Raw genomic sequence first — 21,529 nt, 5'->3', positions numbered from 1 at the left:
GCCTAAACTATCTCCACAACGTCGCCGGCAGCCAGCAGCGGCAGCAGTTTCAACATGTCGCCACGGTCGATAGCAATACAGCCCGCCGTAGGACGCCCTTCGGACAGGTGGAGGAAGATCGCACTGCCCTGCCCTGGCACAGGCGGCGCGTCATTATGTCCCAGCACGACGATCACATCATAGGCATCATCGCCGCGCAGGAGCGATTCCGCCGAAAAGCGCCGTGGCAGATGGACCGGCCGGTTGTAGGCGGGATCGGCAGGGTCGTCGGACCAGCCATCACCTTCCCTCACCCACCGCCATGGAAGCCGGATTGCGGCAGGCTCCACCCTTCCCGGCCGCAGCAGAACGCCCCGCAGCGGCCAGGCGCCTAGTGGTGTGCAGCCGTCTCCCTCCCGTTTAGCGGTCGCCGCGCACACGCCGCCCCGGCCCAGCGTGCATGGGATGTCCAGCGTGCCTAACCGCAACCGCCCGGCGGCGCTGTCCACGCGAATTGTGGTCACAGCTGGTGCCCGGTACGATCGCGCTTGGTCGCCAGATATTGTTCATTGTGCGGGTTGGCGGGCAGTATGATGGGCAGGCGTTCAGCCACCTTGATACCCGCGCCTTCAAGCCCCTCCACCTTCTTGGGATTGTTGGTGAGCAGCCGCACCTCTTCAATGCCCAACAGCTTGAGCATGCGCGCGGCGACCGAGAAATCACGCGCGTCAATGGCAAAGCCAAGGCGGACATTGGCATCGACGGTGTCGAAACCCTGATCCTGCAAGGCATAGGCGCGCAATTTGTTGATGAGGCCAATCCCCCGGCCTTCCTGCCGAAGATAAAGCAACACGCCCCAGCGGGAGTCGGCGATCCGGTGCAGCGCCTCATGCAGTTGAGGCCCGCAATCGCATTTGAGGCTGCCCAGCACGTCCCCCGTCAGGCATTCGCTGTGCAGCCTGATGACCGGCGGCGAGGAATCCCGCGTCCCGACGATCAGGGCGACATGCTCCCGTGGCTCATCCGGACTGCGAAAGGCAATGATCTCGGCGGTCTCGCAGGCTGACACCGGCAGCCGCGCGCGCGTCGCTATGGCAAGATGAGCGGCGTCATCATAAGCGTCGATGTCATCGGCACTGACCTCGGCCTCGCTCTCTCCCTCCGATCCCAAAAAGAAAGCAGGCAGGATACCCGCCAGCCGGGCGAGCTTGAGCGTCGCCTTGGCCGCCAGCGGCGCGGCAAGGGGTTTGGCCGCAAACGGTCCCTTCAAAGGTGATGAGAGGTCGAGTACCGGGTCAGCAATCGCGGTAGCAACATCGCCGTCGATCCACGGCGCGCGGGCGATCAGCACGGGCATGTCGGGATCAGCCGCTGCCAGTTGGTTGGCGAGCTTCAATGTCTCGCCCCGGGCTGCTGCTATCAATATGTCCGCTTTGCCCGCAGGATCGAAAGTCTTCAGCGTCACCGCATCCGCGCCCTCAACCGCCATGACGCGTATGGCGCCGTCAGTCGCACGAACGGTAACCGCCCAACCACGGCGCAGAGCGTCAATCGCGCGGGCGGCGGCGCGCCCGTTCATGGGAGATGGTCCATCAGAAGGCGAACTCGGTGATGATCGGGACATGATCCGATGGCTTGGTCCAGCTGCGCGCCGGTTCGACAACACGGTGCCCGATCGCCTTTGCCGCGACATCCTGCGTCATCCACATATGGTCCAGCCGCCGCCCACGATCCGATTCCGCCCAATCCCGCGCGCGATAGCTCCACCAGGTATAAAGCCGCTCCGGAGCAGGAAAGAATTGGCGGCCGATATCGATCCAATTGTTCGATTCCTGCAACCGAGCCAGCAGTTCGCATTCGGTTGCCGTATGGCTGACGACATTGAGCAGCTGCTTATGGCTCCACACATCGCATTCCATAGGCGCGATATTGAAGTCGCCAGTGAGGATCGTCGGCTTGTCTTCAAGCTGGGAGGACCATTCGATCATGCGCTCAATGAAATCGAGCTTCTGACCGAACTTCGGATTGACTGTCCGGTCGGGAATATCGCCTCCGGCAGGGACATAGACATTTTCTATCCGCACGCCGTTGTCCAAACGGACGCCGACATGACGCGCTTCGCCATTGGCCTGCCAATCGAGCCGGTCATCCTCATGAATGGGCACTTTACTCATGATCGCCACGCCATGATGCATGCGCTGGCCATTCAGCACCTGATGAACATAGCCCAGACGCCTGAACATGTCGGTGGGGAATATGTCATTCACCACCTTCGTCTCCTGAAGGCAAAGAAGGTCAGGCGCCTCTTCGGTCAGGAAACGTTCGACGATGTCTATCCGGGCGCGGACGCTGTTGATGTTCCAGGATGCGATGCTCAGTGTTTTCGGCATGCTGATCCCCTAAGGGCCTGCGAACGGCTTCGCAAGCTTGGCTCTGCGCCGACATGCCGCTGGCAAAGTAAGACCCCCGCTCCGGGGGCATGGAACGGGGGTCTCGATCGCGCCCTTGAAGCGCTTTGCGGCGGGAGCTGCGTTCCGAGTAACAGGGGGGAAATCCCGGACTTCGTCTCGCGCCGTGGAGTTCTTATTAGGGTTCCGGATATGAGCCGAAGATGAACAAGATTCCGAAGATCGCCATCCATCTCATGCCAGGCCCGTTTCACCCCCCGGCTACGCGACCCTTCGGGCGCGGGTCTGTCCAACGAAAGGCGGAATTCGCAACCGGGACGCCATAACGCTGGTTCGACAAGCGCACGCTAGTGCGGTTATTCTGAGAATCGAGCGCTACCCATCCGTAAAGCTGAAGACCTGCCGGCCCGGCAGGATCCCGTTCAAAGATCATCGTGATGGTCCCGAATTCCGGCCGTTTGGGATCGCGTGCCTGAACGCTGATCACCTTCGGATCCCCGGTCTGGATCAACTTGCCAAAGCGGGACAGGTCCTTTTTCGGATCGAGCAAGGCGCCCAAGGGCGAGCTGCCGATGGGCCAGCGCTGTACCTGCCGGACTTCATAGTCGATCATGGTTAAGGCCTTGCCGTCGCCGACGATCAGCAGCGGTACACCCTTTTGATATTGAAACCGCACCTTGCCGGGCTGCTTGATCGTCAGTTTGCCCGTCAGGGTTTGACCGGCGCGGTCGGTCTGCACGAAATCGGCCGTCATCGTGGTGACACCGCGAATATAGGCATTTACCCGGTCCATGCCGTCCGGCGACTGCTGCGCGGCAACGGGCGCGGCTGGAACGAACAACGGTGCGGCGGCCAGGGCCAGGGCGAGTGGCGCAAACAAGCGCTTCATGCATTCTTCTCCGCTTTGTTGAGAGGTCAAGGAGTAGCGATCAGGCGTTGAACCCATTGTGAACTGATGCGTTCCTGATCTCCGAACCCTGCATGGGCGCTTTGCAGCCGTGGGGTAGCTCGCCCGGCGAACAAAAAAAAGGCTGGTCCGAAGACCAGCCGGAAAGTTTTAGGAGAGGATGCCTGAAAGGCCCGCTCTTATTGAACGGCGCTGATCCTTTTCGCAAATGCATAGAGGGCCAGCTCGATTGCGTTTGACGCAACCGTCATAGCGGATTGCCATTTTCGTCGCGCAATACCTCACGTCGGCCGACATGGTTCGGAGGGCCGACCAGCCCTTCTTCTTCCATCCGCTCAATGAGGCGCGCAGCCGAATTATAGCCGACGCGGAGCTGACGCTGCAGCCAACTGGTGGAAGCCTTCTGGTTTTCAAACACCAGCTGGCATGCCTTGCGGAACAGCTGCGCATCGGGGCTGTCGTCGCCCAAATCCACACCGTCGAGCGCGAAGCTGCCCTCCTCCGGCTCCTCGGTCACGGCCGAGATATAATCCGGCTGTCCTTGTGCTCGCCAATGGTCGGCGACCACGCGCACCTCGTCATCGGAAACGAAGGGACCATGGACGCGCATCAGGCCCTTGCCGCCGTGCATGTAGAGCATGTCGCCCTTGCCCAGCAGCTGTTCGGCGCCCTGCTCACCCAGGATCGTTCGGCTGTCGATCTTGGAAGTGACGAAGAAGCTGATCCGGGTCGGAAGGTTCGCCTTGATGACGCCGGTGATGACATCCACGGATGGGCGCTGCGTCGCGAGGATCAGGTGAATACCTGCCGCGCGAGCCTTTTGCGCCAGGCGCTGGATCAGGAACTCGACTTCCTTGCCTGCCGTCATCATGAGGTCGGCGAGTTCGTCCACCACCACCACGATCTGCGGCAGCGGCTGGAAATCGAGCTGTTCTTCCTCATAGATCGGCTTGCCGGTTTCCGGGTCATAGCCCGTCTGCACCCGGCGGCCGAGCGGCTTGCCCTTGGCCTTTGCTGCGCGAACCTTCTCATTATAGTTGGCAAGGTTCCGGACGGAGATGGACGCCATCATGCGATAGCGGTCCTCCATCTGCTCCACCGCCCATTTGAGGGCGCGGATCGCCTTGGCAGGCTCGGTCACGACCGGCGACAGCAGATGCGGGATGTCGTCATAAGTCGACAGTTCCAGCATCTTGGGATCGATCATGATGAGACGCAGCTGATCCGGCGTCATGCGGTAGAGCAGCGACAGGATCATGGCATTGAGACCCACCGACTTACCCGATCCGGTGGTGCCAGCGATGAGCAGATGGGGCATGGGAGCCAAATCGGCGATGATCGGTTCGCCGGAGATATTCTTGCCCAGGATGATTGGCAGCGTGGCGTCCTGCACGAACTGTTCGGAGGTGATAAGCTCGCGGAACGACACGCCCTCCCGGTTGGCGTTGGGCAGTTCGATGCCGATGACCGTCCGGCCGGGAATGGTCGCGACGCGGGCGGATAGAGCCGACATGTTGCGGGCGATGTCGTCGGCCAGAGCAATGACGCGGCTCGCCTTGATGCCGGGGGCGGGCTCCAGTTCGTACATCGTGACGACCGGGCCGGGACGCACTTCGACGATGTTGCCCTTCACATGGAAGTCGTCGAGCACGGATTCGAGCAGGCGGGCGTTACGTTCCAACGCGGCCTTGTCGATCTTCTGGGACTGGCTCGCGGGGATCGGATTGAGCAGGTCGGGCGAGGGCAGCGAGCTATGGCCGAACAGGTCATCCTGCGACACCGGCGCCATTTGCCGCTGGGCGGGCGCGGGTTTCGGAGTCTGGATGGTGATCGGCGGCTTGGGCTCGTTCGACACAGCGCGGCGGGGAGCGATGACGCGTTCTGCCGCTTCGTCATCGTCATCTTGCGCGTCGGCAGTAACGCTCCCGCCGCCCGCGAAAGCGAGGGCCGGTTTGGGAAGGCTGAGACGCGGCAAGGTGGGACGGCGCAGGGCGAGGATCGGCTTTTCCAGCGCAAGGCTGCGATACCAAGTGAAGAATCCGGCGAGTAGCATCAGCACCACGAGAATGCCGGTAATCCATCCTTGCGCGGCGGGTGCGGCGGAGGTGAGGCTGCGTACGCCGTTGGCGGTCGCGAGGCCGATGAGGCCGCCCCAGCCCGAAGGCAGATCGATCAGCGAGTCAGGCTGGAACATCGCCAGCGCGATGCCGATGAGGATGATGCCGAGGAAGCATTTGCCAAACTGCCCTTTCCACCCGGTCATGTCCTGATCACCCCAAAGGCGGCGGGCGGTGATTGCAAGCAGCGGAAGGACGAGCGCGACGGGCACGCCGAGCAGGGTGAAGAGGAAGGCGGAGATCCATGCGCCGGGCCAGCCCATGATATTCTGGACCTGATTGTCGGCGACGGTCATCATTGACGGGTCGCTCAGGCGGAAGCTGAGCAGCGCGAGCGCAAGGAACAGGGTCGCCAGCATCAGCGCGATCGCGCTGATGAGCGCGCCGCTGCGGATGAGGCTGCGTTTCAGCATCTCGCGCCATTCCGGCGTGCGCTTGGCTCCGCGGCTGACAGCCATGGCTTTTGAATGTCCCCCAAATGTTCCGTTCCGGCACAATGCGCCGAGCGGGGAGTCCGCGTCAAGAGTCCGGCGGTTCGGCTGGTCGTGGGAAAGTCATGAAGAAAGTGGCGAGAAGAACGGATTTTGCAGGTGAATCGGCACGCTATGCGATTCCTTCATGCATTTGCGCGGGGGGAGCGGCGCGCATGGCGATGAGGCATCCGGCGACGATCAGCGCCGCGCCCGCGAGGGTGGTGAGGGTCAGCCGTTCCCCGAAGGCGAGCCAGCCGATGATCGCTGCCCAGATGAAGGCGGTATATTCGACCGGGATGAGATGCTGCGCCTCTGCCCGCGCATAGGCCCAGGCGAAGGCGGCGAGCGAGGTGAAGGCGAAGGCCGCGCAGGCGACGATGAGGAGCGCGGAATCCGGCCGGGGCAGGTCAAGGCGCAGCGGCACCAGATCAGGCGCGACCCATGCGGCGGCCGCGCACAGGCCAAAAAGGATGAGCATGACGCAGTGCTGAAAGAAGGCGACCTCGACCGGCGAGGCAAGCTGCGCCTGCTGGCGCTGGATAATGAGGTTCCAGGCGAAGAGGACCGCCGAAATCAGCACGGCGGCGGCACCCAGCAGCGCGTCCCAATTATAGCTGTCCTGCATCCGGCTCGACAGGATCACCGCGACGCCGACGAGTCCGAGGAGAGAGGCGCTGATGGCGCGCTTGCCGATCCGTTCGCCCAGCAGCAGCGCGGCAAGATAAAGCGCGATGAGCGGCGCGATGAAGGACAGGGCGATGGCTTCGGCGAGCGGCATGCGCATCAGCGCGAAGAAGAAGAGGCTGGCCATCAGAGTCACGACACAGCCGCGCAGGACATGCAGGCGCAGGGCCGCCCTGCCCGGCCAGCGATGGCGGCCCGGCAGCATGATCGCCAGGCCGAGCAGCGTTCCCGCGAGGGCGCGCCAGAACAAGGCGTTGAAGAGGCCGATGGAAAGGCTCAACCCCTTCATCGCCGCGTCCATGATGGCGAAGAGCAGGACGGCGGCGCAGCAGACCGCGAAGGGGATGGCGAGGGAGCGGGGTTGGGTCATCGGTTCATGGCATGGGGGCGGCGGGGGGGTGCTCGGTGTTTTTGAGCGTGGAGGAAGAAGAAGGAAAGGGCTTCGACATCCGAATGAGGCAAGTGACTCGTTCGGACCGCCCGAACGGGGTGGGGTATGGGAAGAGCCCTGATTCACCCGTGGAGGGGACGGCAGCGAGTGTGCGGGGTGTGGCGGAACGCCCTCCCTCCCCCTACTCCGCCGCTTCCGCCCGGCCTGCGTCGGTTGTTTCCGCTTCGAGCTTGGCGGCTTCGATCTCCGCCGCCTTGGCTTCGACCAGGTTGACGATATGGTCGATCATGCCTTCGTCCTGGATGGTGTGGTCGGTGAGGCCGGAGAGATAGACCATATGCTTGCCAGCACCGCCGCCGGTGAGGCCGATGTCGGTCTCCCGCGCTTCGCCGGGGCCGTTGACGACGCAGCCGAGGACGGAGAGCGACAAGGGCGTGTGGATATGCTGAAGCCGTTCCTCCAGCGCCTGCACCGTACGGATGACGTCGAAACCCTGACGCGCGCAGCTGGGGCAGGAGATGACCTTTACCCCGCGCGTGCGGATGCCGAGGGATTTGAGGATTTCATAGCCGACGCGGACTTCCTCTTCCGGTTCGGCGGAAAGGGAGACGCGGATCGTGTCGCCGACCCCGGCCCAGAGGAGGTTGCCGATGCCGATCGCGCTTTTGACCGTGCCGCCGATCAGGCCGCCCGCTTCGGTGATGCCAAGGTGGAGCGGGCAATCCACGGCTTCGGCCAGCTGCATATAGGCGGCGACGGCGAGGAAGACGTCGCTGGCCTTCACCGCGACCTTATATTCGTGGAAATCCTGATCCTGGAGCAGCTTGATATGGTCGAGCGCGCTTTCGACCAGCGCTTCGGGGCAGGGTTCGCCATATTTTTCGAGCAGGTCCTTTTCAAGGGAGCCTGCATTAACGCCGATGCGGATGGCGCAGCCATTGGACTTGGCGGCGTCGACCACTTCCTTGACGCGCGCTTCCGAGCCGATGTTGCCGGGGTTGATGCGCAGGCAAGCGGCGCCCGCGTCGGCGGCTTCGAGCGCGCGCTTATAGTGGAAATGGATGTCGGCGACGATCGGCACGCGGGCGGCGCGGACGATCTGCTTCAGGGCGGCGGTCGATTCCTCATCCGGGCAGGACACGCGGATGATGTCCACGCCCGCATCCTCGCAACGGCGAATCTGGTCGATCGTAGCCTTGACGTCATGCGTCAGCGTGTTGGTCATCGTCTGCACGGTGACGGGCGCGCCGCCGCCGACGGGCACATTGCCCACCATGATCTGGCGGCATGGGCGACGGGCGATGTCGCGCCAGGGACGCAGGCCGGGATTATGGTCGGACATGAACTAGGGGCTCCGTGCTGATGGAGCCCCTATAGTGATTCACGAGCCAAGTTAGAAGCGCGCCGTCACTGATGCGGCGATCTGGTCCGCATTGCCGCTGGTCCGGGACAGGGTGGTGACGGTGGTCGCCGCCGCAGTCCCGGCATAATAGGTTTCGGGGCGGATGATATTCGCCTTTTCCACGAAATTATGCGCGTAGCTGAGGTTGAGGCCGATGGCGGGCGAGATATTGTAGGTCGCCCCGGCCGACAGCCAGGCGCGATCGCCGTCGGGCACCCGCGTCGTCAGATGTTGAGGATTGGTGGGCGAGCGATCGAACATCGTGCCCGCGCGCAGGGTGAGCGCGGGGCTGACGTCATATTCGCCGCCCAGGCTGACGCTGTAGCTGTCCTTGTAATCCAGTTCCTTGACCGAGGTGCGGCCAGCCGCCGTGATCGCGATCGATTTGAAGACCGACCAATTATACCAGCGCGCGCTGATCATGGCGCGAAGGCTGGGCGTCAGCCGATGCATGAATCCGACGGTCACGATGTCGGGCAGTTCGAGCGGCGCGGTGGCGTCGCTGCTGCCATTTTGCGGGGCCAGCAGGCTTTGGAGGCCCGAAATCGTCTGCGTGCCCGTCAGATGATGGCCCATGCCGGAGCGATAGGAGATGCCGACATTCGTGTCGCCGTCGGTATAGAAAAGGCCCGCATTCCAGCCCAGCGTCCAATCCTTGCCTGTCACCCGGGCGAGGCCATCGGTCGTGATCAGCGGCGAAAGCTGCGGCAGGGCGTTGGTCAGCGTAACCTTCACATATTGGACGTCCACGCCGCCGCCGATGGAGAAATGATCGTCGAGCTTATAGGCGGCGGACGCCTGGACATTATAAGCCTTGAGGTCGGTGTGGAGCGATTCATAACGGCCAAAGAAGCCTGGGTCATAATCCAGCTTCAGGCCGAAGGGGGCGTTGACGCCCGCCCCGAGCCACAGCCGGTCGGTGACCTGACCAGTGACATAGAAGCTGGGCACGGGAATGACCTTGTCAAACGGATTGCCGCCCGAATTGCCGGTGATCGGCACGGTGACACCCGGAAAACCCGGCACGGTGCGATTGCTGCCCTGGTTCGATTGCTGAGCGGTGGCGAAAAGCGCTACGGCGCCAGCGGACAATTGCACGCCGGGAAGTTCGGTGATCGCGGCAGGATTGAAATAGATGGCCGACGGGTCATCCGCCGCCGCACCGGCACCGGACAAGGCCCTGCCCGTTTCCTTGGGCGATTGTTCCTGAAGATAGAAGCCGCCGGCGAGCGCGGGCATGGGAAGCGCCAGAAAGCCCGCAGACAGGAAAGTGGTGGCAATGCGGCGGCTTGAAAACATGCAATTCCCCTTTGAAATCCCGTTGCGGCGTCGGGCACGCAATATCATCCCGCGCTATGGCAGCGATATGGTTAATTTCCGGTTCGGGCAGCCTGTGCGCCAGGCGAAAAAAAAGCCGCCCCGAAGGACGGCTTGGAAAGTTTTAGGAGAGGATGCCTGAAAGGCCCGTCCTCTTTGCGGGCCGACGCTTTCTTTCGCAACTGCGAAAGACAAGTATACGGTTGCGTTTATTGCAACTGTCAACATTTGGGGCGATTTCCGTAGCGGAAATGGAGAAGGCGGTCGGTGAAGATTTGGGAGGGATCGGCTGTGGCGCTCCGACTCAAGCGTAGAAATCGAGCACCGATTCGGACAAATGGCGGAAAAGATCGGCCCGCAGGCGATCGAGGCCCTGCTGATTCGTCGATTCGATTCTGGCCACCAGTTCCGCTTGCGTATTGGATGCGCGCAGCAGCCACCATCCGTCTCCGGTGGTGACCCGGGCGCCGTCGATCGCATTGACGCTCGCACCTTCTGCCCGCAAGTGCGAAACTATCTCTGCGACGATCGCGAATTTTTGGTCTTCATCGACCGGGAATCGTAATTCGGGCGTGTTCATCAGCAGCGGCAGCGCGTCGTGAAGGGCGGTCACGCTCTGGCCGAGGCGGCTGACCAGCCGGATCAGGCGCACGGCGGCGTAAAGGCCATCGTCAAAGCCGTAATAATCATCGGCGAAGAAGATATGGCCGGTCATTTCGCCGCCTAATGGGCTGCCGATTTCCTTCATCTTCGATTTGATGAGGCTGTGGCCGGTTTTCCACATCAGCGGCGTGCCGCCCAGCGCCGCCACGCGATCGAACAGCACCTGACTGGATTTCACGTCGGCGACGATGGTGGCGCCAGGCCGGTCGATCAGCACGGGTTCCACGAACAGGGAGAGCAGCTGGTCGCCCCAGATGGTGCGCCCCTGCCCATCGACCACGCCGATGCGGTCACCATCCCCGTCAAAGGCCAGTCCGAAATGGAGGTTGTTGGCAAGGACAAGGGCGCGCAGGTCGTGCAGATTCGCCTCGATTGTCGGGTCGGGGTGATGATGGGGGAAATTGCCGTCTATTTCGGTGAAAAGCGTGTGATGCTCACCCGGCAGCAGCTGGACGAGCTTGTCCACGACGGGGCCTGCGGCACCATTGCCCGCGTCCCAGCCGATGCGGCAGGCAACGCCGTCGAACCCTTCCAACAGGCGGGCGACATAGCGGTCCATGATGTCGATGGTGGAGCAGCTGCCGCTTCCTTGTTCCCAATCGCCCGCAGCAGCCATGGCGCCCAGACCGGCGATGTCGGCGCCAAAAAAGGCTTCATGCGCAAGTACCAGCTTGAAGCCATTGTGATCGGCGGGATTATGGCTGCCGGTTATCTGGATGCCGCCATCAACATCGAGCGTCGCTTCGGCATAATAGAGCATTGGCGTGGGGCCGATGCCGATGCGCAGGGCGTTGGTGCCGCTGTCGGCAAGGCCATCGACCACGGCCGCTTCGAGCATCGGTGAACTGAGGCGACCGTCATAGCCGACCGCGACCGATGATCCGCCTTTGCGCCTGACGATCGTGCCGAAGCTGCGGCCCAGCGCGTAGGCGTCTTCCTCTCCCAAGGTTTTGCCGACGATGCCGCGCATGTCATATTCGCGCAGCAGCGAGGGATGGAAGTGGTGGGCCATGGGTCCTATTCTACAGCCCTAGCGGCGGCGGGCGGCTTCTTTTTTCTCGGGCTCGGCGAGTAGCAGGTCGCGGGCTGCGTTGATTTCCGCCGCCAAGGCTTCGGTGCCGCCGCGATCGGGATGGACCGAGGCGATGAGTCGCCGGTGGGCTGAACGGATCATGGTCTCATCGGCATCTTCGGGTACGCCGAGCAGGGCGCGCGCTCTTGCTATGCTGGGGGCTTCGGGGGGCGCCTTGGGCGGAGTGGCGGATCGCCTTTTCTTCTGCTGCGATTGGGACAGGAAGAAGAGTGCCGCGCCGAGGAGCAGGGGCGCTCCGGCTAGCGGTTTGCCCTTGGCCGCCATGATTGCGCCGACCAGCGCGCCGCCGAGCACCATGCCATCCTTCACACTCATGCGTTGCAATCGTCCCGTCCAGATGAGCCAGGCGGCAAGCCCGAGAAGAAGAAAGGCGAAAAGGCCCATCAGGCCGCGCCGAGGAGATCGACCGGCGAATTTTCCTCACGGGCGGGAAGGGCGAGGCCGGACACCATCTCACGCAGTTCCTGGCGGGCGGCGATGTGGCTGACGCCAAGGTCGCCCAGGTGGCCCTTGTCGAGCAGGGTCAAGCCGGACGGGAAGAGTTCGCGGAAGATGACTCGTTCTGACAGGCCGGGGATCACGCGGAAGCCGACGCGGCGGGACAGTTCCATGAGGGCGTCGCCGACGCGCTTCTTGTTGCGGGCGTCATGATGCTGGACGCGGTTGCGCAGCACCACCCAGTCGATCGAAACGCCATCGGCCTTCGCGCGGGTCTTGCGCGCTTCGAAGATGAGTTCGGAATAGAAGGATAGGCGGCGGACCTTGAAGGTTTCCGCGTCCACCTGGCCGATGAGGTCGAAATCGACGAAGCTGTCGTTCATCGGCGTCACCAGCGTGTTGGCGCGGGCCGCCATGTGGCGGGCGAACAGGTCATCGCGGCCGGGGGTGTCGACGACGAGGAAATCCTTGCCCTCGGCAACGGCGGCGGATTCTTCCTCCAGCGCCTCGACCGTGTCGCCCTTCAGCACGGCGAAGTCGGGTGCGGGTAGATCGATGTTGCGGCGGCGGGCCGTCTCCGCACGGTTTTCCATGTAGCGCGTGACGGTGCGCTGACGCGGGTCAAGGTCGATCATGCCGACCTTGTAGCCGAGCGCGGTCAAGGCGATCGCGGTGTGCACGGCGGTGGTCGACTTGCCGGTCCCGCCCTTTTCATTGGCGAAGACGATATGATGCGTTTGGGTGTTCGGACCCATTGATAACCCCGTTTATTGCCGCAACGATTCTTGACCCACTTGCCGGGTCGTGCCTTTAGCAGGATAGTCCCCGTGCCCCTGCCATATCGGAGCCCCTCGTCCCGTGCAAACCCTGCGTGACCTTCCTTCCCTGCGATCCGCCATCGATGCGATGAAAAGCGATGGGCGGCCCGTCGCGCTGGTGCCGACCATGGGCGCTCTGCATGAAGGGCATATGGCGCTGGTCGAGGAAGCGCGGCGGCATGCGGGACATGTGATCGTGTCGATCTTCGTCAATCCGCGACAGTTCGGGGTCAATGAGGATCTGGACGCTTATCCGCGCCGGGAAGCCAAGGATGCGCAGATGTTGCAGGCAGCGGGAGTCGATGCGTTGTGGGCGCCGACGGCCGAGGTCATGTATCCGGCGGGCTATGCCACCAATATTTCTGTCTCGGGAGTGACTGAAGGCCTCGATGGCGCAGCGCGGCCCGGGCATTTCGACGGGGTGGCGACGGTGGTCACCAAGCTGTTCAACCAGGTGCAGCCCGATGTCGCGCTGTTCGGGGAGAAGGATTATCAGCAGCTCGCGACTATCCGGCAGATGGTGCGTGACCTCGACATGCGCGTCGAGATCATCGGCGTGCCGACGCAGCGGGCCGAGGATGGCCTCGCCCTGTCATCGCGCAACGCCTATCTGACCGAGGATGAACGCAAGGACGCGCTCGCCCTGCCCCGCGCGCTGGGTGAAGCGGCGCGGCAGATGGAGAAGGGCGCGACGGTTGAGTCCGCGCTTGCCAAGGCGATCGCGATGCTGGCCGCGCATGGCTTTGATCCCATTGATTATGTGACGCTGTGCGATGCGGTGACGCTGGAGCCGATGAATGTGCTGGATCGTCCGGCCCGGCTATTGGGCGCGGCGAAGCTGGGGCGGACGCGGCTGATCGACAATATCGCGGTCGATCCGCCTGAGCTTACCCCAACTACATAATCAGATTGAATCTGCTGGCGCCTGAGCCCGCATTTTCACGCCTGATCTGTTCAAGGCGCTGGCGAACATGGCGACGGTGACTGAATGCACGCAATGCGCGCAGGACGAAGCTGCTCACGACCCTTCTCCCCTTATTATTTGGCGAGGAAATTAGCGTCGGCTTTCATTGCTGCAATATGTCGGTGGACATGTGAATTAAGTTAGGGGTGGTGGCAGACCGGGCTGGTCAGGGATATTGTGGTTGAGCTTTCTATCCCGGTGTTCCGTCCGGCCTCATGAGATCCCAGCTTTCGCTGGGATGACGGACTTTTTGGGGAGTGACGGTTTTCTTCAGAAGGGTTTGACGATCACCGCGACGACGATCACCGCTGCGGCGATGCCGGGGACTTCGTTGATGAGACGGAGCTTCCCCTCCGGCAAGGGGCGCTCACCCCTGGCGAGCTTCTTCGCATAGCCTGCGATCCAGCCATGATAGGCGGAGAGGCCAAGGACGAAGAGCAGTTTCAGGTGGAACCAGCCGAAATGCCAGGCGCCGATTTCGACCATCAGCATGAGCCCGAAGACCCAGACGAGGATCAGCGAGGGGTTGAGGATGATCTTGAGCAGGCGTCGTTCGCGGTCGATCCATTTGCGGTCCTCGTCTGATCCCACGGCACATTGGTGGTGATAGACGAAGAAGCGGGGCATCATGAACAATCCCGCCATCAGGAAGATGACGAAGATCACATGGGCGGCCTTCACCCACAGATAGGCGGCACCGAGATAGGGCATCAGCTCTGCTTTCCTTGCCGGACATAGGCGATCAACGCTTCGACATGGGCGATGGGCGTGTCGGGCAGGATGCCATGGCCAAGGTTGAGGATATGCGGACGGTCTGCAAAAGCCGCGCGGATATTGTCGATGGACTCTTCCACCGCCCTGCCCCCGGCGATCAGTGCCAGTGGATCCAGATTGCCCTGTACCGGCAAGCCCTGCGGCAGGACGCGGTTGGCCCAATGCGGATCGATGGTTTCATCAACGCCGATCGCATCGACGCCCGTGCCCGCCGCATAATCGGCGAGTTTGGCGCCCGCGCCCTTGGGAAAGCCGATGACGGGGATATTGGGATGCAGGCTTTTGAGCTTTTCCACGATCCGGCGATTGGGTTCGATTACCCAGCGTTCGAACTGGAGCGGCGCGAGGCTGCCTGCCCAGCTGTCGAACAGTTGCACCGCCTCTACCCCTGCCTCGATCTGGCCTGAAAGATAGGTGACGGTAGATTCAATGATCACGTCGATGATCGCGCCGAAGCGTTCAGGGTCCTGATAGGCGAGGCGGCGGGCCGCGCCCTGATCCTTGCTGCCCTGCCCGGCCACCATATAGGTCGAGATGGTCCAGGGACTGCCTGCAAAGCCCAGGAAAGTGACGGAGGGGTCGAGCGCTGCCTTCACCTGACGGACGGTCTCATAGACGGCCTCATAGCGGCTGAGATCAGGCTTGAGGGTGGACAGGTCGGTTTCGCTAAGGATCGGGGCGAGACGTGGCCCCTCCCCCGTCTCGAACCAGAGGTCCTGGCCCATGGCATAGGGCACGATCAGAATGTCGGAAAAGAGGATCGCGCCGTCAAAACCGAAACGGCGCAGCGGCTGAAGCGTGACTTCGGCGGCGGTGGCGCTGTCATAGACGAGTTCGAGGAATCCGCCCTTTTCAGCCCGCAAGGCGCGATATTCCGGCAGGTAACGGCCCGCCTGGCGCATCAGCCACATGGGCGGCGGGGAGAGGCATTCCCCCTTTAGGACGGAAAGCAGCGGCTTGGAAGGCCCGGCGGAAAGGCCGATATCTGGTCCCGTCATAAACTCTCTTATTTAGATTCTTAAAAGGATGATGGAGATAGTAGGGCAGTTGGTAGCGGGGTTTATGCGCAGCGCCCCGATTTGCCAACAGCTTGACTCTCAAAGCCTACGGATTCGGGACCGAGTCAGTGCAGGTCATCCACGCTATCCACAGGTTGTGGATGAAAATGAGGGCCTGTTGGGGGCATGTGGATAAGATTCCGGCCAATGGGTACTATCCAAAAGGGGTAGTTTTGCCCGCAACCTATCCCTTGCTTTATCCACAGGCTCCCCACAGAGATATGCGTCATGTCGCGTATCCATCTGCATTTGCTGTCTGACTCCACAGGCGAGACACTGGAAAATATCGCCAAGGCGGCGATCGGCGCGTTCGAAAATGTGGAAGCGGTGCGCCATTTCTGGCCGATGGTGCGGTCCGATGTCCATCTCGACCGGATCATGGAAGAGATTGCGGCTAATCCGGGGCTGGTGCTGTTCACATTGTCCAATCATCAGTTGCGACGGCGGCTGGAAACGCGCTGCCGGGCGCTCGGCCTGCCGCATGTTGCGGCGCTGGACAGCGTGACCGACGCCTTGTCCAACATATTGGGGCAGGAAACGCGCAACCGGCCCGGGCGCAAACATATATTGGACGAAGCCTATTTCGCGCGGATCGAGGCGATTCAGTTCACCATCGCCCATGACGATGGCGTGGGGCATGAAAATTGGGAAGAGGCCGATATCGTTCTGGCGGGCGTGTCACGCGCTTCCAAAACGCCGACCTCCATCTATCTGGCCAATCGTGGATACAAGACGGCGAACATTCCGCTGGTGGTGCAGTCGCCGCCACCGCGTAGCCTTTACGGGTTGAAGCATCCGATGGTTGTGGGCCTGACCGTCAGTCCCGAGCGGCTGGTGCAGATACGTCGTAACCGGCTGCTGTCTTTGAATCAGGCGCCGGAAACCAGTTATGTCGATCTGGATAAGGTGCAGGAGGAATTGGCCTTTGCCCGGCGGATGTTCGCCGACAATGGCTGGCCGGTGATCGACATGACGCGGCGATCGATCGAGGAAGCGGCGGCGGCTATCATCAATCTGTTCAACGACCGCGTATTGGCGGAGGGGAGTGACCTATGATCGTGCTGGCGTCGCAAAGCGCGAGCCGCAGGGCGTTGTTGCAGGCGGCGGGGGTGCCGTTCGAGGCTATGTCGCCCGGTGTCGATGAAGAAGCGGCGAAAGAAGCGTTGCGCGGTGATGGGCTGGATGCGCGCGCTCTGGCCGATGCGCTGGCGGAATTGAAGGCGTTGCGGGTGTCGCGCCGCGTGCCGGGCGGGTTGATATTGGGCTGCGACCAGACGTTGAGTCTGGATGATGGCAGCATGATCGACAAGGCGGTGGATCGCGCTGATGCCGAGCAAATCTTGCGGTCGTTGTCGGGGCGGGTGCATCATTTGCACAGCGCAGCGGTGATTGCGCTGAACGGCGAGCCGATCTGGCGGTATGTCGAGCGGGTGCGGATGACGGTAAGGACGTTGTCAGATAGTTTCATAGCTAAGTATCTGGACGAAGAATGGGAGCATTGCCGCTGGTGCGTCGGCAATTACCGGATCGAGGGTCCGGGCGTGCAATTGTTCAGCAAGGTTGAGGGTAGCCAGTTTGCGATTCAGGGACTGCCGTTGCTGCCGCTGCTTGACTTTCTACGCGTCCGGGGCGTTCTGCCAGCATGACCGACAAGCTCCCCTACGCCGAAGTGATCGGCGATCCGATCGCGCACAGCAAATCGCCGCTTATTCATAATTTCTGGCTCGATTGCCTGGGGATCGAGGCGGAATATCGCAAGACGCATGTGACGGCCGAGGGTCTGGCCGCCTATTTTCTGGAGCGGCGGGCGGATCCGGATTGGCTGGGATGCAATGTCACCATTCCGCACAAGATCGCGGTGATGGACTATACCGACGATCCGGGCGGCGTTCGGGAGCGGATCGGGGCGATGAACACGATCGCCAGCGAGACCGGCGGACCTTTGATCGGCACCAATACCGATGCGGGCGGATTCCTCCAGCCGCTGCTGCGCGACAAGTGGACGGGGACAAGCGCCGTACTGGTCGGCGCGGGCGGTGCGGCGCGAGCGATCCTGTTTGCGCTGACGAGCCTGGGGGTGGAGGACATTACCGTCATGGTGCGCGATGCGGCCAAGGGGCAGGCCTTGCTCGACCGGGCGAAGGCAAAAGGGCGGGTGATCGGCATGGGTGATCCGCTTCCGGCGGCCGATCTGCTGGTCAACACCAGTTCGCTCGGCATGGTGGGGCAGCCGGTGCTTGATCTCGATCTGTCGCCGCTGGCCCGAGACGCTACGGTTTATGACATCGTTTATGCGCCGCTGGAGACCGAGCTGCTCAAGGCGGCTAAAGCGCGGGATTTGAAGGCGTTGGATGGGTTGGAGATGCTGATCGGGCAGGCCGCGCTGGCGTTCGATATTTTCTTCGATGCTCAGGCGCCGCGCGACCGGGACGATGAATTGCGCGCGCTGCTGCTGGCGGCCTGAAGGCCATGAAAGTCTATGGGCTGACCGGATCTATCGGCATGGGGAAGTCGGCCGTCGCCGCCATGTTTGGCCAAGAAGGCGTGCCCTTGTTCGACGCGGACGCCGAGGTGCATCGGTTGCAGGGACCCGGCGGCAGGCTGCTGCCCGCGATCGAGGCGCGCTTTCCCGGAACGACCGGGCCACTGGGCGTGGACCGGGCAAAGCTCGGCGCGGCGGTGTTTGGGCATCCCCAGGAATTGAAGGCGCTGGAGGCGATCGTCCATCCGGCGGTCAAGGAAGAGCGGAAGGCTTTCCTGCGCCGCCACCGCTCGCGCGCCTTCGTCGTGCTGGATATCCCCTTGCTGTTCGAAGGCCATATGGAGCGGACGCTGTCGGGAGTCATCGTCGTGACGGCGCCCGCCTGGAAGCAGCGCAAGCGCGTGCTGGCGCGCAAAGGTATGACGGCGGCGAAATTTCGCAGAATCCTGCACTTGCAGACGCCCGATGCTGAAAAACGGCGGCGGGCGGACTATATCATCTATACAGGCACCACATTTGCCGCCACGCGGGCACAGGTGAGGCGCTTGGCGGCTTGCCTTGGATCAAAGACAGGTCGATAAGGAAAAACCCGGCAGAGTCGGTGTGAAGAGGTCCATGCGCGAGATTATTTTCGACACCGAAACGACTGGATTTGACCCTGTATCGGGCGACCGGCTCGTGGAAATCGGTTGTATCGAACTCGTGAACCGGGTGCCTTCGGGCCGCACCTTCCATGCTTATTATAATCCCCAGCGGGCGATGCCCGCCGCCGCTGAGGCGATTCATGGGCTTTCGGACATATTCCTGAAGGACAAGCCGCTTTTCGCTCATGGAGTCGAGGAGTTGTTGGCGTTCCTGGAGGACAGCCAGCTTGTCGCGCACAACGCGCGGTTCGATTTCGGCTTCCTCAACCATGAGCTGAAACTGTGCGGCCTGCCGGAAGTCGGCATGCACCGGATGATCGATACGGTTGCGATCGCGCGGCAGATGCATCCGGGGGCGAAGCATAGCCTGGATGCGCTGTGCACACGCTATGGCATCGATCGCAGCCATCGCATCAAGCACGGCGCTTTGCTGGACGCTGAATTGCTGGCGCAGCTTTATATCGAACTGACCGGCGGCCGTCAGATCGGCCTTGGTCTTGCACAGGAGGAGGATAAAGACGCCATTCGGGTGGAACTTGCGAGCGGTATCGCGGTTCGCCCTGTTCGTCCCGCGCGGGTTTTCATGGCCAGCGCGATGGAGCTGGAGAGGCATGCAGCGTTTGTCGCGACGCTGGAAAAGCCGCTCTGGCTGGAGGAGGCTTGAAGGCTGGCTGACATACTGCCCTTCACGCTTCGCCCACCCGGACTGCCTCCTGCAGCCCGGCAAGAACAAGGAGAAGGCATATGGATATTCGTGTTTCTGGGCATCAGGTCGATACGGGCGACGCTCTAAAGGAGCATGTCGCGACCCGGCTGGAGGCCATGGCCGAGAAATATTTTTCGCGCACGATTTCCGCTCATGTCACGTTCCGGCCCGCGCCGCACGGCGCCTTCCATTGCGATATCGTCTGCCATGTGATGACCGGCCTGATCCTGAAAGGGTCCGGTGAAGCGCAGGAAGCGCATCCGGCTTTCGACCAGGCCGCGGAAAAGATCGAACGGCAGCTGCGGCGGTACATGCGCCGCCTGAAGGACCGCCACCCCCAAGCCATTGCGGCGGAGGCTCAGCGGGCTAATGGATATGAGCTGAACGGCATGGACGGCGCGGGCTATACCATCTTTGCTTCGTCGCCGGAGGAGGAGGAACCGGCCGACGCGCCGCTGATCGTGGCGGAAACGCGGGTCGATATTCCTGAAGCCAGCGTGTCCGATGCGGTGATGATGCTGGACCTGCGCAACACCAATGCGCTGCTGTTCCTGAATGCCGGAACGGCCGCCTATAACATGGTCTATCGCCGCCACGACGGGACGATTGGCTGGGTGGAACCGCGGTTGGAAGCGCGCGCCTGACAGGTGCCTGACACTGGGGTCCGGCCCCGGCTGCCATTGACCCAGAGCGGCAGGCAGCCTATGGGGCCGGGCTTTATATCCCCGGACAAGCGCGGTTTTTAAGGGGCAGCGCGCATGCCGGCTGTTCCAGGTTGGTCATGGTTCATTTCAACGACATCGTCGCGCCGCAGGCACTTGCCACAGAGGTCTCGACAAACGGTAAGAAGCCGCTGTTCCAGAAAATCGCGCAACTGGCGGCGTCCGCCTATGGTCTGAACGCGAACGCGGTATCGGAAGCGCTGTTCGAGCGTGAGCGGCTGGGATCGACCGGCTTTGGGGGCGGAGTCGCCATCCCCCATGCGAAGATTCCCGGTCTGGACAGGATGAGGGGCGTCGTCGTGCTGCTCAATCCCCCGATTGCCTTCGACGCGGTTGATGATTCGCCGGTCGATATCGTCTTTGCCCTGCTGTCGCCGGTCGATAGCGGCGCGGAACATCTGAAAACGCTGGCCCGCGTGTCGCGCTATCTGCGCGATGAGGGGCATGTCGCCCGGCTGCGCGGGGCGAAGTCGGCGGAGGCGCTGCACGCGCTGCTGGCCGGTGGCGAAGCGCGTGACGCCGCCTGAAATGGATGGCGCGCCGAGCGGCGAGGCGGCGCATTTCCGCGCGCTGGAGAATCTCTACCGTTCCGCGCCGATCAACCGGATGTTCCGGTCGGAGCTGACGATTCCCGAGGCGGGCCGGTCGATCATCGAATTCGATGTCGATGAAGAACAGTTTCACGCGGCGGGCGCGGTTCATGGCACCGTCTATTTCAAGATGATGGACGATGCCGCCTTTTATGCGGCGAACAGCCTTGTCAGCGATCGTTTTCTGCTGACGACCGCCTTCAACCTGCTGTTCACTCGCCCGATCGGGCCGGGCCGCATCCGGGCCGAAGGGCGGTGGATCAGCGGCAAGCGGCGGGTGTTCGTCGCCGAAGCGAGCCTGATCGACATGGACGGCGAAGAGGTAGGCCGGGGAACGGGCACCTTCATGCGGTCGCAATTCCCGCTGTCTTCGCTGCCGGGCTATGCCGGCTGACCGGCTGACCAGCGCGATGCTGGTCGGCGTGCTGGTAAGACGCGCGGCCGGGGCAGGCGGATTCGCCACGGTACTGGTCAAGGGTGACGAGATTAGCGGCGCAATCCTTATCGAAACCGCTGAAAGAGGGCAGGCTATGGGCCTGTTCGAACGGGTTTCCGACTTTGCCGGTGGATATAGGTTGGAGCGTTGCGGACCCGCGCCGGATGAGGGAACCGAGTCCCTCAATCAATATATAGCGAGGCGTCGCAGATCAGACCCCGATCTGTGGGTCGTGGAACTCGATATCGCGGATGCGGAACGGTTCGCCGCTGAAACGATCTGTTGATCGTTGACTCTGAACAGATGGAAAGGCACTGGCCCCACCCAACGCTTAACGCGCAGGTTGCCAAATTCGCCCGTGGGGGGCGGGCGAGGTAAACACGCAGACGGGGGGCGGCCTGACGTCGATTATGTGATGGGGTTTTTCCCGACGTCCCTGGCCAAGAACCGCATGTTTCTGAGT

General features: G+C 62.4%; 23 protein-coding genes. 10 read left to right on the top strand and 13 right to left on the bottom strand.

The annotated features are described in order from the left end of the window. Nucleotides 1–2: 2 nt before the first annotated feature. The 11 genes from ACZ5TH_RS11470 to ACZ5TH_RS11420 form a co-directional block, all read right to left on the bottom strand. Entirely contained in the window at nt 3–503 is a 501-nt protein-coding gene (locus ACZ5TH_RS11470) for a L,D-transpeptidase family protein (protein ID WP_464793990.1), read from the bottom strand. Further along, nucleotides 500–1,558, bottom strand: coding sequence for a GTP cyclohydrolase II (ribA, locus tag ACZ5TH_RS11465; protein ID WP_449474551.1), 1,059 nt, complete (start codon nt 1,556–1,558; stop codon nt 500–502). The genes ACZ5TH_RS11470 and ribA overlap by 4 nt, the downstream gene beginning before the upstream one ends. A 13-nt stretch (nt 1,559–1,571) precedes the next feature. Continuing rightward, nucleotides 1,572–2,369, bottom strand: coding sequence for an exodeoxyribonuclease III (locus ACZ5TH_RS11460; protein WP_449474550.1), 798 nt, complete (start codon nt 2,367–2,369; stop codon nt 1,572–1,574). A gap of 268 nt (nt 2,370–2,637) precedes the next feature. Then, a complete protein-coding gene (locus ACZ5TH_RS11455; RefSeq protein ID WP_449474549.1) occupies nt 2,638–3,276 on the bottom strand; it encodes a LolA family protein in 639 nt (212 codons plus the stop codon). Nucleotides 3,277–3,541: 265 nt separating this feature from the next. After that, nucleotides 3,542–5,869, bottom strand: a complete 2,328-nt coding sequence (locus tag ACZ5TH_RS11450) for an FtsK/SpoIIIE family DNA translocase (RefSeq protein ID WP_464793989.1) — start codon at nt 5,867–5,869, stop codon at nt 3,542–3,544. A 145-nt stretch (nt 5,870–6,014) separates the two neighbouring features. Beyond that, nucleotides 6,015–6,938 carry a DMT family transporter gene (locus ACZ5TH_RS11445; protein WP_464793988.1) on the bottom strand — a complete coding sequence of 308 codons (924 nt, stop codon included), beginning with the start codon at nt 6,936–6,938 and terminating at the stop codon, nt 6,015–6,017. Between the two features lie 202 nt (nt 6,939–7,140). Beyond that, the gene (gene ispG, locus ACZ5TH_RS11440) at nt 7,141–8,301 is read right to left on the bottom strand and encodes a flavodoxin-dependent (E)-4-hydroxy-3-methylbut-2-enyl-diphosphate synthase (RefSeq protein WP_464793987.1); all 1,161 of its coding nucleotides are present in this window, start codon (nt 8,299–8,301) and stop codon (nt 7,141–7,143) included. A 51-nt stretch (nt 8,302–8,352) separates the two neighbouring features. Continuing rightward, the gene (locus ACZ5TH_RS11435; protein WP_464793986.1) at nt 8,353–9,660 is read right to left on the bottom strand and encodes an OmpP1/FadL family transporter; all 1,308 of its coding nucleotides are present in this window, start codon (nt 9,658–9,660) and stop codon (nt 8,353–8,355) included. A gap of 322 nt (nt 9,661–9,982) precedes the next feature. Beyond that, nucleotides 9,983–11,353, bottom strand: coding sequence for a phosphoglucomutase/phosphomannomutase PgmG (pgmG, locus tag ACZ5TH_RS11430; RefSeq protein WP_464793985.1), 1,371 nt, complete (start codon nt 11,351–11,353; stop codon nt 9,983–9,985). A gap of 18 nt (nt 11,354–11,371) precedes the next feature. Beyond that, on the bottom strand, nt 11,372–11,818 hold the full coding sequence (locus ACZ5TH_RS11425) for a J domain-containing protein (RefSeq protein ID WP_464793984.1): 447 nt from the start codon (nt 11,816–11,818) through the stop codon (nt 11,372–11,374). Continuing rightward, on the bottom strand, nt 11,818–12,627 hold the full coding sequence (locus tag ACZ5TH_RS11420) for a division plane positioning ATPase MipZ (protein WP_449474542.1): 810 nt from the start codon (nt 12,625–12,627) through the stop codon (nt 11,818–11,820). Before ACZ5TH_RS11420 ends, ACZ5TH_RS11425 begins: the two co-directional genes overlap by 1 nt. A 103-nt stretch (nt 12,628–12,730) precedes the next feature. On the opposite strand from ACZ5TH_RS11420, the gene panC reads away from it, so the two are divergent. Beyond that, on the top strand, nt 12,731–13,594 hold the full coding sequence (gene panC, locus ACZ5TH_RS11415; protein WP_464793983.1) for a pantoate--beta-alanine ligase: 864 nt from the start codon (nt 12,731–12,733) through the stop codon (nt 13,592–13,594). A gap of 330 nt (nt 13,595–13,924) precedes the next feature. Here the strand turns inward: panC and ACZ5TH_RS11410 are convergent, their stop codons facing one another. Beyond that, nucleotides 13,925–14,365, bottom strand: a complete 441-nt coding sequence (locus ACZ5TH_RS11410) for a CopD family protein (RefSeq protein WP_460987066.1) — start codon at nt 14,363–14,365, stop codon at nt 13,925–13,927. After that, nucleotides 14,365–15,426, bottom strand: a complete 1,062-nt coding sequence (gene hemE / locus ACZ5TH_RS11405; RefSeq protein ID WP_464793982.1) for a uroporphyrinogen decarboxylase — start codon at nt 15,424–15,426, stop codon at nt 14,365–14,367. The genes ACZ5TH_RS11410 and hemE overlap by 1 nt, the downstream gene beginning before the upstream one ends. Before the next feature lie 288 nt (nt 15,427–15,714). On the opposite strand from hemE, the gene ACZ5TH_RS11400 reads away from it, so the two are divergent. The 9 genes from ACZ5TH_RS11400 to ACZ5TH_RS11360 all read left to right on the top strand — a co-directional run bounded on the left by ACZ5TH_RS11400 (nt 15,715) and on the right by ACZ5TH_RS11360 (nt 21,352). Continuing rightward, on the top strand, nt 15,715–16,542 hold the full coding sequence (locus ACZ5TH_RS11400) for a pyruvate, water dikinase regulatory protein (RefSeq protein ID WP_449474538.1): 828 nt from the start codon (nt 15,715–15,717) through the stop codon (nt 16,540–16,542). Next, entirely contained in the window at nt 16,539–17,132 is a 594-nt protein-coding gene (locus ACZ5TH_RS11395) for a Maf family protein (RefSeq protein WP_464793981.1), read from the top strand. Before ACZ5TH_RS11400 ends, ACZ5TH_RS11395 begins: the two co-directional genes overlap by 4 nt. Continuing rightward, on the top strand, nt 17,129–17,950 hold the full coding sequence (gene aroE, locus ACZ5TH_RS11390; protein ID WP_464793980.1) for a shikimate dehydrogenase: 822 nt from the start codon (nt 17,129–17,131) through the stop codon (nt 17,948–17,950). Before ACZ5TH_RS11395 ends, aroE begins: the two co-directional genes overlap by 4 nt. Before the next feature lie 5 nt (nt 17,951–17,955). Then, complete coding sequence (coaE, locus tag ACZ5TH_RS11385; RefSeq protein WP_464793979.1) at nt 17,956–18,549, top strand: dephospho-CoA kinase; 594 nt, start codon at nt 17,956–17,958, stop codon at nt 18,547–18,549. Between the two features lie 34 nt (nt 18,550–18,583). Next, nucleotides 18,584–19,276 (top strand): DNA polymerase III subunit epsilon, encoded by a 693-nt coding sequence (dnaQ, locus tag ACZ5TH_RS11380; RefSeq protein WP_464793978.1) that lies wholly within the window; start codon nt 18,584–18,586, stop codon nt 19,274–19,276. A gap of 80 nt (nt 19,277–19,356) precedes the next feature. Next, nucleotides 19,357–19,962, top strand: coding sequence for a ribosome hibernation-promoting factor, HPF/YfiA family (gene hpf, locus ACZ5TH_RS11375; RefSeq protein ID WP_449474533.1), 606 nt, complete (start codon nt 19,357–19,359; stop codon nt 19,960–19,962). A gap of 137 nt (nt 19,963–20,099) precedes the next feature. After that, the gene (locus tag ACZ5TH_RS11370) at nt 20,100–20,567 is read left to right on the top strand and encodes a PTS sugar transporter subunit IIA (RefSeq protein ID WP_464793977.1); all 468 of its coding nucleotides are present in this window, start codon (nt 20,100–20,102) and stop codon (nt 20,565–20,567) included. Nucleotide 20,568: 1 nt separating this feature from the next. Then, complete coding sequence (locus tag ACZ5TH_RS11365) at nt 20,569–21,024, top strand: PaaI family thioesterase (protein ID WP_196226643.1); 456 nt, start codon at nt 20,569–20,571, stop codon at nt 21,022–21,024. Beyond that, complete coding sequence (locus ACZ5TH_RS11360; protein WP_464793976.1) at nt 21,014–21,352, top strand: DUF1491 family protein; 339 nt, start codon at nt 21,014–21,016, stop codon at nt 21,350–21,352. Before ACZ5TH_RS11365 ends, ACZ5TH_RS11360 begins: the two co-directional genes overlap by 11 nt. The last annotated feature ends 177 nt before the right edge of the window (nt 21,353–21,529 follow it).

It is taken from the genome of Sphingobium sp. TomTYG73 (assembly GCF_055394245.1).
The sequence above is the reverse complement of the archived record's forward strand: the minus strand, read 5'-3'. Positions and strand labels throughout refer to the sequence as shown.

Coding starts and splice junctions, on each gene's coding strand:
- ribA (WP_449474551.1), bottom strand. CDS start 1,558: ATGAACGGGCGCGCCGCCGCCCGCGCGATTGACGCTCTGCGCCGTGGT.
- ACZ5TH_RS11460 (WP_449474550.1), bottom strand. CDS start 2,369: ATGCCGAAAACACTGAGCATCGCATCCTGGAACATCAACAGCGTCCGC.
- ACZ5TH_RS11455 (WP_449474549.1), bottom strand. CDS start 3,276: ATGAAGCGCTTGTTTGCGCCACTCGCCCTGGCCCTGGCCGCCGCACCG.
- ACZ5TH_RS11450 (WP_464793989.1), bottom strand. CDS start 5,869: ATGGCTGTCAGCCGCGGAGCCAAGCGCACGCCGGAATGGCGCGAGATG.
- ACZ5TH_RS11445 (WP_464793988.1), bottom strand. CDS start 6,938: ATGACCCAACCCCGCTCCCTCGCCATCCCCTTCGCGGTCTGCTGCGCC.
- ispG (WP_464793987.1), bottom strand. CDS start 8,301: ATGTCCGACCATAATCCCGGCCTGCGTCCCTGGCGCGACATCGCCCGT.
- ACZ5TH_RS11435 (WP_464793986.1), bottom strand. CDS start 9,660: ATGTTTTCAAGCCGCCGCATTGCCACCACTTTCCTGTCTGCGGGCTTT.
- pgmG (WP_464793985.1), bottom strand. CDS start 11,353: ATGGCCCACCACTTCCATCCCTCGCTGCTGCGCGAATATGACATGCGC.
- ACZ5TH_RS11425 (WP_464793984.1), bottom strand. CDS start 11,818: ATGGGCCTTTTCGCCTTTCTTCTTCTCGGGCTTGCCGCCTGGCTCATC.
- ACZ5TH_RS11420 (WP_449474542.1), bottom strand. CDS start 12,627: ATGGGTCCGAACACCCAAACGCATCATATCGTCTTCGCCAATGAAAAG.
- ACZ5TH_RS11410 (WP_460987066.1), bottom strand. CDS start 14,365: ATGCCCTATCTCGGTGCCGCCTATCTGTGGGTGAAGGCCGCCCATGTG.
- hemE (WP_464793982.1), bottom strand. CDS start 15,426: ATGACGGGACCAGATATCGGCCTTTCCGCCGGGCCTTCCAAGCCGCTG.
- ACZ5TH_RS11400 (WP_449474538.1), top strand. CDS start 15,715: ATGTCGCGTATCCATCTGCATTTGCTGTCTGACTCCACAGGCGAGACA.
- ACZ5TH_RS11395 (WP_464793981.1), top strand. CDS start 16,539: ATGATCGTGCTGGCGTCGCAAAGCGCGAGCCGCAGGGCGTTGTTGCAG.
- aroE (WP_464793980.1), top strand. CDS start 17,129: ATGACCGACAAGCTCCCCTACGCCGAAGTGATCGGCGATCCGATCGCG.
- coaE (WP_464793979.1), top strand. CDS start 17,956: ATGAAAGTCTATGGGCTGACCGGATCTATCGGCATGGGGAAGTCGGCC.
- dnaQ (WP_464793978.1), top strand. CDS start 18,584: ATGCGCGAGATTATTTTCGACACCGAAACGACTGGATTTGACCCTGTA.
- hpf (WP_449474533.1), top strand. CDS start 19,357: ATGGATATTCGTGTTTCTGGGCATCAGGTCGATACGGGCGACGCTCTA.
- ACZ5TH_RS11370 (WP_464793977.1), top strand. CDS start 20,100: ATGGTTCATTTCAACGACATCGTCGCGCCGCAGGCACTTGCCACAGAG.
- ACZ5TH_RS11365 (WP_196226643.1), top strand. CDS start 20,569: ATGGATGGCGCGCCGAGCGGCGAGGCGGCGCATTTCCGCGCGCTGGAG.
- ACZ5TH_RS11360 (WP_464793976.1), top strand. CDS start 21,014: ATGCCGGCTGACCGGCTGACCAGCGCGATGCTGGTCGGCGTGCTGGTA.